Annotated in this window: 11 protein-coding genes; 5 read left to right on the top strand and 6 right to left on the bottom strand. The window is 67.5% G+C overall.

All coding sequences use genetic code 11. The annotated features are described in order from the left end of the window. Window positions 1-5235: GH36-type glycosyl hydrolase domain-containing protein (locus HCU76_RS20660; RefSeq protein WP_371319866.1), on the top strand; the 5235-nt coding region annotated here is incomplete at its 5' end. A gap of 161 nt (window positions 5236-5396) precedes the next feature. After that, on the top strand, window positions 5397-5654 hold the full coding sequence (locus HCU76_RS20655) for a hypothetical protein (protein ID WP_218510502.1): 258 nt from the start codon (window positions 5397-5399) through the stop codon (window positions 5652-5654). 162 nt (window positions 5655-5816) lie between these two features. Here the strand turns inward: HCU76_RS20655 and HCU76_RS20650 are convergent, their stop codons facing one another. Further along, window positions 5817-6323, bottom strand: a complete 507-nt coding sequence (locus tag HCU76_RS20650) for a hypothetical protein (protein WP_213953260.1) — start codon at window positions 6321-6323, stop codon at window positions 5817-5819. A 129-nt stretch (window positions 6324-6452) separates the two neighbouring features. Next, complete coding sequence (locus tag HCU76_RS20645) at window positions 6453-7103, bottom strand: TetR/AcrR family transcriptional regulator (protein ID WP_213953259.1); 651 nt, start codon at window positions 7101-7103, stop codon at window positions 6453-6455. Window positions 7104-7193: 90 nt separating this feature from the next. Between HCU76_RS20645 and HCU76_RS20640 the strand changes: the two genes are divergently transcribed. The 3 genes from HCU76_RS20640 (at window position 7194) to HCU76_RS20630 (ending at window position 9675) form a co-directional block, all read left to right on the top strand. Continuing rightward, window positions 7194-7604, top strand: coding sequence for a VOC family protein (locus HCU76_RS20640; protein ID WP_213953258.1), 411 nt, complete (start codon window positions 7194-7196; stop codon window positions 7602-7604). A gap of 23 nt (window positions 7605-7627) precedes the next feature. After that, a complete protein-coding gene (locus HCU76_RS20635) occupies window positions 7628-8050 on the top strand; it encodes a VOC family protein (RefSeq protein WP_213953257.1) in 423 nt (140 codons plus the stop codon). A 116-nt stretch (window positions 8051-8166) separates the two neighbouring features. Further along, window positions 8167-9675 (top strand): fibronectin type III domain-containing protein, encoded by a 1509-nt coding sequence (locus HCU76_RS20630; RefSeq protein ID WP_213953256.1) that lies wholly within the window; start codon window positions 8167-8169, stop codon window positions 9673-9675. A gap of 3 nt (window positions 9676-9678) precedes the next feature. Here the strand turns inward: HCU76_RS20630 and HCU76_RS20625 are convergent, their stop codons facing one another. From HCU76_RS20625 to HCU76_RS20610, 4 genes are all read right to left on the bottom strand, one after another. Then, window positions 9679-10095 (bottom strand): nuclear transport factor 2 family protein, encoded by a 417-nt coding sequence (locus HCU76_RS20625; protein WP_218628093.1) that lies wholly within the window; start codon window positions 10093-10095, stop codon window positions 9679-9681. Further along, window positions 10092-10766, bottom strand: a complete 675-nt coding sequence (locus tag HCU76_RS20620; RefSeq protein WP_213953255.1) for a YceH family protein — start codon at window positions 10764-10766, stop codon at window positions 10092-10094. Before HCU76_RS20620 ends, HCU76_RS20625 begins: the two co-directional genes overlap by 4 nt. Before the next feature lie 7 nt (window positions 10767-10773). Then, complete coding sequence (locus HCU76_RS20615; protein ID WP_213953254.1) at window positions 10774-11805, bottom strand: isocitrate/isopropylmalate dehydrogenase family protein; 1032 nt, start codon at window positions 11803-11805, stop codon at window positions 10774-10776. An 86-nt stretch (window positions 11806-11891) separates the two neighbouring features. After that, a complete protein-coding gene (locus HCU76_RS20610) occupies window positions 11892-12428 on the bottom strand; it encodes a DUF1697 domain-containing protein (protein ID WP_213953253.1) in 537 nt (178 codons plus the stop codon). Window positions 12429-12432 lie beyond the last annotated feature (4 nt).

Genomic DNA, 12432 nt, shown 5'->3' with positions numbered 1-12432 from the left:
CTGCTGTTCGCCGTGTGGGCCTGCGCGCCGCTGGTGGCCTGGTGGAGCAGCCGCCCGCCGTCGCAGGCAGGGCCGCAAGCGCAGTTGCCCGCCGACGAGCGCGACTACCTCGCCACCGTCGCGCGCGACACCTGGCGATTCTTCGAGAAGGTGGTCGGCGCCGAGGACAACCACCTGCCGCCCGACAACCTGCAGCTCGAGCCGGAATTCACTGTCGCGCACCGCACCTCGCCGACCAACATCGGCATGTACCTGCTCGCCACCTGCTGCGCACGCGAGTTCGGCTGGATCGACAGCGCCGCGCTGGCCGCGCGCATCGGCGCGACACTCGACAGCGTGGAGCGCTTGCCCAAGCATGACGGCCACCTCTTCAACTGGTACGAGACGCGCTCGCTGGAGGTGCTGCGGCCGGCCTATGTGTCGAGCGTGGACAGCGGCAACCTGGCGGGCCACCTGATGGCCGTGGCGCAGGCCTGCCGGGTGCGTGCGCGCGACGGCGGCGCCGCCCTGGACGCACTCGAGTCCCTCGCGCGGCGCTGCGACACGCTCGCCGGCGCAATGGACTTCAGCGGCCTCTACGACGCCAAGCGCCACCTCTTCCACATCGGCCTGCGCGCCGACGAGCACGTGCTCGATGCGAGCTACTACGACCTGCTGGCTTCCGAATCGCGGCTGTTGAGCTTCATCGCGATTGCCAAGGGCGATGTGCCGCGCCGCAACTGGAGCGCGCTCGGCCGGCCGTACGTCACCGTCGGCGTGCGGCCCGGGCTGAAGTCGTGGTCGGGCTCGATGTTCGAGTACCTCATGCCCGGCCTGGTGATGCCGGAGCCGGACGATGGCTTGCTGCAGGTGGCCAGCATTGCCGCCATTCGCGAGCAGCAGGCCTTCGGCGTGGCGCAGCAGTTGCCGTGGGGTGTCTCGGAGTCCGCGTACTACGCGCGGGACCATTCGCTCGCCTACCAGTATTCGCCCTTCGGCGTGCCCCGGCTGGCCTTGCGTCGCACGCCGCTCACCGACCGGGTCGTGGCGCCCTACGCCAGCCTGATGGCCGCGCAACTGGCCCCGCATGAGGCGGTGCTCAACCTGCGACGGCTGGAGTCGCTCGGCGCGCGCGGCGAGCTCGGCTTCTGCGACGCGGTCGACTTCACCGTCTCGCGCCAGGCCGAGGGCCAAGCCTTCAGCGTGGTGCGCAACTTCATGGCGCACCACCAGGGCATGTCGCTGGTGGCGCTGTGCAACCTGCTGTGCGGCGAGGCGCCGCGCCGCTGGTTTGGCGAAACCGCGCTGGCCGAGGCCTACGCGGCCCTGCTGCAGGAGCGCACGCCGCGCCAGGTCATCGGCAGTGCCGACCCGCGCACGCCGCCCGAACCCGCGAACGGCGATGCCGCGCCGGTGTTCCAGCCACGCACCGTCGATCCGATGGTGCCCGGCTTCCAGCCCACGCACCTGCTCTCCAACGGCCGCTACACGGTCGCGTTGCGGGCCAACGGCGCCGGCGTCAGCCGATGGCAGGCCTTCAACGTCAGCCGCTGGCGCGACGATCCGCTGCGCGATGGGTATGGCACCTTCTTCTACGTCCGCGACAGCGACAGCAGCCTCTCATCGCTCACGGCCCTGCCGGCACCGGGCGCGGAGTGGCGCTACCGCACCCGCTTCCTCGCCGACCAGGTGCAGTTCGACGCGAAGGGCCCCGGCCTGCAGGCGCGCACCACCGTGCTGATCAGCCCCGAGGACGACACCGAGCTGCGTACCGTGACGCTGCACAACACCAGCGACCAGACGCGCGAGTTGGAGCTGATCTCCTGCTTCGAACCCGTGCTGTCGCTGCCCAAGGCCGACGAGGCCCATCCCGCCTTCGCCAACCTCTTCGTCGAGACGCGCTGGGAGCCGACCTGGCGGGCGCTGCTCATGACGCGCAAGCCGCGGCTGCAGGGCGATCCGGTGGTGGCCGCGGCGCATTTCGTCGCGGCGGTCGATGCGCACATGCTCTCGGTGGAATGCATGGCGGACCGGCGCGCCTTCATCGGGCGCAACGGCCGGCTGTCGATGCCCGCGCTGGACCCGCAGCCGATGACGCCCGACGGCGCACCGATCAACGGACTCGACCCGATCGCCTGCCTGCGGGTGCGCCTGTCGATCCGGCCCGGCGCCACGGCGCGCGTGACCTTCGCGACGGCAGCGGCCGACAGCACCGACGCGCTCATCCCCGTGATCGACCGCTACCTGCAATTCACGCTCGTCGAGCGCGCCAGCCGCATGGCCGCGACGCTGGCGCAGGTGCGTCTGCGCGACCTCGACATCGGGCCGGCGCAAAACCTCGCGCTGCAGGACCTGACCACCATCCTGACCTACACCACGCCGCGGGTGATGAGCGATCGCGGCCTCATCGACCTGCGGCTGCTGTGGCGCTTCGGCATCTCGGGCGACAAGCCGATCGTGCTGGTGCACATTCATTCCGGCACCGGCATGGGCCTCATCAACACGCTGCTGCGCGCCCAGCCCTGGTGGGGCTTTGGCGGGGTGGCCTGCGACCTGGTCGTGCTCAATGCGGAGGCCGCTTCGTACCAGATGCCGCTGCAGCGCGAGATCGAGGCCCTGCGCGATCGCATCAGCCACCAGACGCAGAACAGCTTTCCGCGCAACGACTCCGCCGGCTTCTACCTGTTGCGCGACGAGGAGGTGACGCCCGCGGAGAAAGCGGCGTTGTCGAGCCTGGCGCGGGCGGTGTTCACGGCCGATGGGCGGCCCCTGGAACTACAGGTGGCCGCGTTGCGCGAGCCCGCACCAATCACGCCATCGCCGGGCCAGGCCTCTACGACAACCAGCGTGCCGCTGCTGGCGCCGCTTAGAAGCGCGGCCACGTCGGACAGGGCCGCTCACGCGGTCGTCGGCGACTTCGACGCGGCCAGCGGCGAATTCCGCTTCGATGTCGACGCGACGCACCGGCCCGAACGGCCCTGGATCAACGTGATCGCCAATGCCGGGTTCGGCTTCCAGATCTCGGAGGCGGGCGCAGGCTACACCTGGGCCGTCAACAGCCAGATGCAACAGCTCACGCCCTGGTCGAACGATCCGGTGCAGGACCCCGCGTTCGAGCACTACCTGTTGCAGGACCTCGACTCGCGCGAATTGCTGCCGCTCACCCCCGCGGGTCGCGGCCCGGGCAGCGACGCGGTGCATCGCGTGCGGCACGGACAGGGCTACACCGTGTTCGAGTGCACGCACGGTGGGCTGGTGTTGGCGACCACCTTCTTCGCCGACCGCGACGACAGCGTGAAGCTGGTGCAGGTGGAGGTCCGGCACGAAGGCGCCACGCCGCGCAACCTGCGGGCGCTGGCGATGGCCGAATGGCAATTGGGCCCGGCGCGCGGCGCGCGGCGCACGGTGCATTGCTGGAAGCCCGACGACCTGCCCGCCGTGTTCGGCCAGCAACGCGAATCGAGCACCGGCATGGGCGGCGGCACGGCATTCCTGATGCTTGCGGGGCTGCAGGCGGCGACGCACTGGACTTGCGACCGCAACGAGTTCTTCCGCCGTGGCGGCGTCGAGATCCCCAGCGCATTGGGGCGACGCGCAGGCAGCGGGCTCGATGCCTGCGCGGCCATCGCTGGCGACTTCACGCTCGCGCCGGGACAGACGATGCGCTTTGCCTTCGCGCTGGGCTACGCAGCCGATGCGGCGGCCGCGGCACAGCTGGCCACCCGATGGCAGCAACGCGACGTGCCTGCGGCCCTGGCGCAGGCGCGAGGCTTCTGGGACGAACTGCTGGGCCGCGTGCAGGTGCGCACTCCCGATCCGCTGTTCGATGTGCTGGTCAACCGCTGGCTGCTCTACCAGACGCTCGCCTGCCGGCTGTGGTCGCGCGCCGGCTTCTACCAGGCCGGCGGCGCCTTCGGCTTTCGCGATCAACTGCAGGACGCGATGGCCTTCGCCGCCATCGACCCCGCGCGCCTGCGCAACCAGATCTTCGTCAACGCCGCACGCCAGTGGCCCGAGGGCGACGTGCAGCACTGGTGGCACATGCCGGGCGGCGCCGGCGTGCGAACGCATTTTTCCGACGACCTGCTGTGGCTGCCCTTTGCATGCGCGCACTATGTCGAGGTCACGGCCGATGCCAGCCTGCTCGACCAGCCGGTGTCCTTCATCGAGGGCCCGCAGATTCCACCGGGTGCCGAAGACGCGTACTACGTGCCGCAGACCAGCGACCAGGTGGCCACGGTCTACGAGCACGGCGCACGCGCCATCGACCACAGCCTCACGAAAGGCGCGCACGGCCTGCCGCTGATGGGCACCGGCGACTGGAACGACGGCATGAACCGCGTGGGCAGCGAAGGCAAGGGCGAATCGGTGTGGCTGGCCTGGTTCCTGTGCGCGGTGGTCGAGCGCTATGCGCCGCTGGCGGATGCGCGCGGGGAACACGAGCGGGCGTCCAGGTGGCGGGCTGCGCGCGATGGCTGGATCGGCGCGCTGCACGATGCGGGCTGGGATGGCGCATGGTTCCGGCGCGCCTTCTTCGACAATGGCGCGCCGCTCGGCTCGTCGGCCAACACCGAATGCCGCATCGACCTGATCGCGCAGGCGTGGTCGGTGTTGTCGGGCGCGTCGACCCCTGCCTTCACCGACAAGGCCATGGCGGCGCTGAGGCAGCAACTTGGCGACGAGCAGGCCGGGCTGCTGCGCCTGTTGACGCCACCGTTCGAACACTCGGCCAACAGCCCCGGCTACATCCAGGCCTATCCACCGGGCGTGCGCGAGAACGGCGGGCAGTATTCGCACGGCGCCGTGTGGGCCTTGATGGCGCAGGCGCTGCAGGGCGACCATGAGGCTGCGTGGCGCAGCTTCGAGGGCCTGAGCCCCGCGCACCGGGCACGGCATCCGCAGCGCGGTCCGGTCTATGAGATCGAGCCGTATGTGATGGCCGGGGATACCTATGGCGCCCCACCCTATGTCGGGCGCGGCGGCTGGAGCTGGTACACCGGCTCCGCGGCCTGGATGCATCGCGCGGCGGTCGAGACGCTGCTGGGGCTCGAACTGCGTGGCCCGACATTGCGCATGACGCCACGCGTGCCGGCGCACTGGCCCGGGTTCGAGATCACGCTGCGGCTCGATGGGCGTACGCTGCGGGTGCGCCGGGGAGAAGTCGACGGGGGCGACGCGGACACGCATTCAGTCCGGGTCGGCGAGTGGATCGACTGGCACGCGCTGCCGCTGGATGGCGTGCTGCGGGTTGCCTGATGTGCTCGCTCCAGGAGGCCGTGCGGCAGAACATCGATCACGGAAATCTGGACGCCGCATCCCTCTTCGCTAGGAGAGATGGGTTCTCGCTAACCCCTACGGCAACAGTTCGTTGACGATCTGACACTGGCCCTGCCCAATATTGGGCGGAGGAGAACACCATGATCAAGAACATTGCCATTGCCGCCTGCGCTTGCCTGCTTGTGAGCGGTGCATTTGCGAGAGGCGGCGGCGGCCACTCTGGTTACAGCTCGGGGACGGGGGTCAACAGTTCAAGCCACTCCATCAGTGGCTACTCGAAATCGAACGGAACCTACGTCGCCCCCTCGCACGCCACCAATCCGAACAGCACCAGGAGCGACAACTACTCGACTCGCGGAAACTTCAATCCGTACACCGGCAAGCCCGGAACGAAGTAGCCGCGGCACGATTGGAATCTGGCGGGCGGCGTCACGTTTTTACTTTGCAAGGCTTGAGGTAGTGACGCCCGCCTCGGCGGTTGCATGGAAAGGCCGGCGCAGTTGGATGCCTGGGGCTCGGAGCCGCATCCCGGCCATGAGCAACCTCGTGGGACTCGACAGCTAGGCCTGTGCACGCGACGCCGCCGTGACGTGATGAAGGTCGGCGACCTCCACTTCGCAGCCAACCTCGCCGTCGAGCAAGAGCCACAGCGCGCTCCCGTCCTGCTCGTAAACAACGTCTGCGATGGGATAAATGTCTGTGAGCGAGCAACGCTTGGTCTGCACGTCCTTGAGGATGCCGAACATCGGCAAGCCGTCATTGTTGGCAATGTCGATGGCACTCCACAGGCTCTTGCGGTTGTTGTTGTTCACGCCTGGCTTTTCTTTGGCGACCCTGTACCAATACGATCCGCTTGCGCGATCCTTCCTGATGGCGCATTCGCGCACGACAGGTGCCGTCTTGGTCTGGTGGTAGTTCCACAAGGTCATCACAAACTTGGTCGCATGACCTTTTCGGGCCAGCGGCATCAGTACGTCGAAGGCGTACCAGCGTTGGCCCGGTGCAAGCACATCCTGTTGAAGATATGCCGCGTTGTGTTCGGAGGTGAATTTGCTTTTGTCGGTCATCGGTTCGTTGTGCAAGGGTGCATGGCACATGCCGACGCTTCTGCAGTCTGATTGTCGTAGTGGACTCGGCAGCCTTCGTGGGCATTTCGGTTGAATCATGGCCCACGATGGATCGCCAGGAAATCCAGCCTAGAGACCCTTCTCGATCATGTCCAGCAATTGCTGCCCCAGCGCCTCCGCATGCTTCTCCGGCACGCCGCGCAACGGGCCTTCGATCATCAGCAGGGCCAGCCCATGGACGCCGGCCCACGCCAGGAACTCGGCGCCCTGCCGGCGCGCAGCAGGCATCGCACCCGCCGCGACCATGCGGTCCAGTGCCGCGCCCAGCAATTGGAACGGGTTGAGGCCGCCGGGCCCCACCGCGCCCGGTCCGGCGTTCAGAGGCTCCAGCAGTTCGGGCTGGCCGAAGAAGGCGGTACGAAACAACCCCGTCTGGACGCGCGCGAAGCGCAGGTAGCCTGTGCCGACGGCACGCAAACCGGCGCGTGCCAGGTCCGTAGCCCTGCCCTTGGCGGGGACGGCGGCAAGCTCCTTCTCCATCGCAGCAGCCACTGCTGACAGCGCCGCGGCGCGCACCTCCCGCAGCAACTCGAGCCGGCTCGCAAAGTGGCGATAGGCCGCGTTGGGCACGACGCCGGCACGACGCGTCGCCTCGCGCAGCACCACGGCCTCGGGCCCGCCGCCTCGCGCGAGCTCGATACCCGCCTCCAGCAAGGCGCGCCGCAAGTCCCCATGCCGATAGCTGTCGCGGACCGGTGGCGGAGTGGGCTCTGTGCGCATTTGTTTCCAATGTGGACGCTGTCCATTATGTCTGCTATCTTTTGTGGACGGCGTACACAAACCACCCTTTTCCACCTGAAAGGAACTGCATTGAGCACCAAGATCTTCGTCAACCTCCCCGTCAAGGACCTCGACAAGTCGGTGGCCTTCTTCACCGCGCTGGGCTTCAAGTTCAACCCCCAGTTCACCGACAAGAACGCGACCTGCATGATCGTCAGCGAAGAGGCTTTCGTGATGCTGCTGGTCGAGCCCTTCTTCAAGACCTTCACGCCCAAGCCGATCAGCGACGCGCACAAGAGCACCGAGGTGCTGGTCTGCCTGTCATGCGAGAGCCGCGGGGAGGTGGACGACATGGTCGCCAAGGCCGTGGCCGCCGGGGGCGCCACGCCCAACAAGGCCAACGACCACGGCTTCATGTACCAGCATGGCTTCCAGGACCTGGACGGCCATCTCTGGGAACTCGCATGGATGGACATGAGCGCCATGCCCGCCAACCCCTGACCTCAACGCAAGGAGAACCCGTCATGAAAGTCCAACCCTATCTCTTCTTCGACGGGCGCTGCGAAGAAGCGCTCGAGTTCTACCGCTCCGCCCTCGGCGCAAAGGTCGGCATGGTGATGCGCTTCAAGGACAACCCCGAGCCGCCGCAACCGGGCGGGCCCGGCAGCGCGCCGGGCAACGACAACAAGATCATGCATGCCGAGTTCACCCTCGGCGAATCGCTGCTGATGGCCTCCGACGGCTACGCGACAGGCAAGCCGGAGTTCAAGGGCTTCTGCCAGTCGATCAGCACCAGGGACGATGCCGAGACCCAGCGCATCTTCGACGCGCTGGCCAAGGGCGGCTCGGTCCGGATGCCGCTGGGCAAGACCTTCTTCGCGTCGTCCTTCGGCATGGTCGAGGATCGCTTCGGCATGCCGTGGATGGTGATCACGCAGCACGACTGAACCTTCGAAGGCGCTGCGACGCTGCCGGGTTCGCCCCGGCACAACCCCTTGGACAGGCCCGCAAGTGGCTACACTGCACGCCCGCTGACCAGCGTGCCGCCCAAGGAGACAACTTGATGCGCAAGCGATTCGTCGTTCTGGCCGCCGTCTTCGCGGCCCTGTGGTTTCAAGGGCTGGCGGCGCATGCCGCGTCTCCCTTGCCGCGCCTCAAGATCGACCCGGCCCAGACCACCGTGTCGGGCCTGTCCTCCGGCGGCTTCATGGCCAACCAGCTCGGCTACGCCTACTCGGCCACCTTCCGCGGCGTCGGCGTCTTCGCAGGCGGCCCCTACATGTGCGCCGGCCACAGCTACTACACGGCCTGCATGTACAACGCGACGATCAGCAGCCAGATGCTGAACACGATGCAGTCCGACCTCAACAACTGGAGCGACACCGCGATCGACAGCAAGGCGAACGTCGCGCAGCAGAAGGTCTACCTCTTCGTCGGCAACAGCGACACCACCGTCGGCCCCAATCCGATGAACGCGGTGCAGACGCAGTACACGGCCAACGGCGTGGCCGCCGCCAACCTCGACTATGTCAAGCGCGCCAGCACGGCCCACACCTTTCCGACCGATTTCGACGGCGCCGGCAACAACAGCTGCAACTCCGCCGCCTCTCCCTACATCAGCAACTGCGGCTACGACGGCGCCAAGGCCGCGCTGACCCGCTTCTACGGCACGCTCAACGCCCGCAACAATGCGCCAGCCGCCGCCAACTACGTCGAGTTCGACCAGACCGCATTCACCGGCAATGCCGGCATGGCGCATACCGGATGGATCTACGTCCCTTCGGAATGCGCGAGCGGCGCCGCGACCTGCCGGCTGCACGTGGCGCTGCACGGCTGCCAGCAGAACTACGCCACCATCGGCGACAAGTTCATCAAGAACACCGGCTACACCCGCTGGGCCGACACCAACCGCATCGTCGTGCTCTTCCCGCAGACCCGCGTCGACAACACGAGCCACCCGACATCGGCCAGCGGCACGCTGCCCAACGGCAACGGTTGCTGGGACTGGATCGGCTGGTACGGCAGCAACTTCGCCCAGCGCGCCGGCAGCCAGCAGGCGGCCATCAAGGCCATGGTCGACCAGATCGCTTCCGGAGGTAGTGGAAGCGGCGGCGGTGGGGGCGGCGGCGCATTGCCCGCGCCCACGGGTGTCACGCTGTCCGCGGCGACATCCAGCAGCATGACCATCGGCTGGACCGCGGTGGCCGAAGCCACGGGCTACAACGTCTACCGCAATGGCAGCAAGTCGAACGCCGCGCCCGTTGCCGCCACCAGCTTCACCGACACTGGCCTGGCTGCGGGCACGTCCTATTCATGGACCGTGGCAGCCGTCGATGCCTCGGGGGTCGAAGGCGCCGCCTCGACGCCGGCCACGGGCACCACGACGGGCGGCGCCGCCGCCTGCTTCACCGCGTCGAACTACGCGCACGTCAGCGCCGGGCGCGCCTACGTCAGCATGTGGCTTGCCTTTGCCAATGGCTCGAACCAGTTCATGGGCCTGTGGAACATCTTCGCCACGACCACGCTGAAGCAGACCGGCCCCGGCTACTACGTGCTCGGTAGCTGCCCGTAATCGCTATTGCTGCTGGTGCCCTGCCTGCAGCATCGCGCCCATCTTCTGGTGGATCAGGTTGATGGCCTTGAGCGGGCGCAACATGACCTTGAACTCGACGATCTGGCCCACGTCGTTCCAGGTGATCATGTCGACCCCGTTCACGCTGATGCCATCCATCTCGACCTGGAACTCCAGCACCGCATGGTCGGCCGCCACCGTCTCGCGCAGGTAGCGGAAGCTCGGGTTGAAGAACACCCGGAAGGCGGCCGTGAGGTACTGCAGCGTCACCGCCTTGCCGACCTGCGGCGTATGGACCACCGGCGAATGAAAGACCGCATCGTTCGCCAGCAAGGCCTCCAGCCCCTTCGAATCTCGCTCGCGCACCAGTTGATGCCAGGTGGCGAGCACTTCGCTGCCGATACCGCTTGTGTTGTTCATGATGTTGACGGTGTTTCTTCGATTCCAAGTTCAGCGCATACGCGTGCCACCAGCGCCTTGAGGCTGGCCACTTCCGATTCCAGCCGGGCCACGTTGGCCTTGAGCGCCGCCACCTCGCCGAGCGAAGCCTCCGCGCCCGCAGGCTCCGGACCCGCCGCATCTTCCACGGGCGGCCCGCTCAGCAGATGCGCCCAGCGGTTCTCGCGCGCGCCGGGCAGCCGCGCCAGCTTGACCACCAGCGCACCGGCCGGTCGCTCCGCCAGTTCTTCGAGGAAGCCCTCCACCGAAGAGATGTCGGCGAAGTTGTGCATCCGGTCGCAGGCGATGCGCAACTCGCCCGGCGTCTGCGGGCCGCGCAGCATCAGCACGGTCAGCAGCGCAATCGACTGCGACGGCACCCGCAGCACGCGGTCGGCATTGTGCGCGTAGCGGAAGGCGCGGCCACCGCTCGATTCCGAGACCAGGCTGTAGCCCTTGAGGCTGTCGAGCGCGGCCTGCGCCTGCGTGTCGGTCACCTCCAGCACCGGGTTGCGGCTGGTCTTCTGGTTGCAGCCGGAGACGACCGCGTTGACCGTCAGCGGATAGCTGTCGGGTACGGTGCGCTGTTTCTCGGCCAGCACGCCGAGCACGCGGGTTTCGATCAGCGACAGGACAGGCAGGGTTGTCGACATGGCGTCCTCAACCTCCCGCGATGCGGCTCACCAGCGCCTTCGTGAATTCGGCCGTGCCGGCGCTGCCGCCGAGGTCGCCGGTGCGCACCTTGTCGATGTTGAGCGTCTCGTCGATCGCCTTGCGCAGCCGCGTTGCAAGCTCCGGCAACTTGCAGTGGTCGAGCATCAATGCAGCCGCCAGCAACAGCGCGGTCGGGTTCGCGATGCCCTTGCCCGCGATGTCCGGCGCCGAGCCGTGCACCGCTTCGAAGATCGCCGCATTCGTGCCGATGTTCGCGCCCGGCGCCATGCCCAGTCCGCCGACGAGTCCCGCCACCAGGTCCGACAGGATGTCGCCGAACAGGTTGGTCGTCACCAGCATGTCGAACTGCCAGGGGTTGAGCACCAGCTTCATCGCGCAGGCGTCGATGATCACCGTGTCGAGCTCGAACTGGCCCTTGTACTTCTTCTCGTAGAGGTCCAGGCCGGTCTCCAGGAAGATGCCGGTCAGCGCCTTCATGATGTTGGCCTTGTGCACGATCGTGACCTTCTTGCGGCCCGTCGCAACGGCCGTCTCGAAGGCGTATTCGAGCAGGCGGCGGCTGCCTTGGCGCGTGTTGATGCCGGTCGCCATGGCCACCGCATGCGGGTCGCCATCGATCGGCACATAGTGTTCATGGCCGATGTAGAGGCCTTCGAGGTTCTCGCGCACCACCACCAGGTCGATCTTGTCGTAGCGCCCGCCGGGCACGATGGTGCGGGCCGGCCGCAGATTGGCATACAGCTCGAACTCCTCGCGCAGGCGCACGTTCGACGAGCGATAGCCGCCGCCCGACGGTGTCTCGAGCGGCCCCTTCAATGCGAGGCGCGTGCGGCGGATGCTGTCGAGCGTGGCCTTCGGTAGTGGGTCGCCGGACGCCTGCACGCCGCCGAGTCCGGCGATCTGACGGTCCCATTCGAAGGGCGCCTTCAATGCGTCGAGTGCGGCGAGCGTGGCGTCCACGATCTCGGGGCCAATGCCGTCGCCGGGGATGAGGGTTGCGGGGATGGGAGTGGTCATCGGTGCGTTTCCGTGAATCGGGGAATGGGGTCGAGGCGAGCCAGAGGCCGCCCGGGGTCCGAAAGCATACGCCGGGAGTCGTCGCTTCAACCGTGCCTGGTGAGCAGGCGCAGCACGGTATTCCATGCGCGTGTGGTGGCGGGCAGGCCGAGTGTCTTCTCCAGATACGCATTCGGGCTGCCGGGGCTCTGGCCGAACTTGTGCACGACGCTCAACACCTCGCTGTCGGTCACATGGACGATCTGCACATCGCCGCGTGGCGAGATCACGGGCAGGTTTCGAGGCACGACCGCATCTGCGTGCAGGAAGGTGATGCAGAACTCATAGACCGATGCGCGGTCGACCCCTTCGAATGGGGCCGCATCGGCCAGTGCCGCCAGCGACGCCAGTTCGCGCACAAACACCGGCTCGCACAGCCCGCAGCAAGCCGTCAACGATTGGGCGGCCTGGTCCAGCAACGCGTCGACTGGCCGCGCGCCCGCATCGAACGCGATCGTCCCGTTGGTCAGGAACGACTGCGCCGCCGCTGCCCCTGCATCGATGAACGCCTGTTCGAACTGCGCCCGCGTCGGGCTGTTCGGCCGCCCGAGGTTCAAGTTGCGAAAAAAGGCCGCATGGTGCATGGCC

The sequence above is a fragment of the Variovorax sp. dw_308 genome (assembly GCF_019207085.1).
Classification (GTDB): Bacteria; Pseudomonadota; Gammaproteobacteria; order Burkholderiales; family Burkholderiaceae_C; genus Variovorax.
Note: the sequence above shows the minus strand (reverse complement) of the source record. Positions and strands in the feature narration are given on the sequence as shown.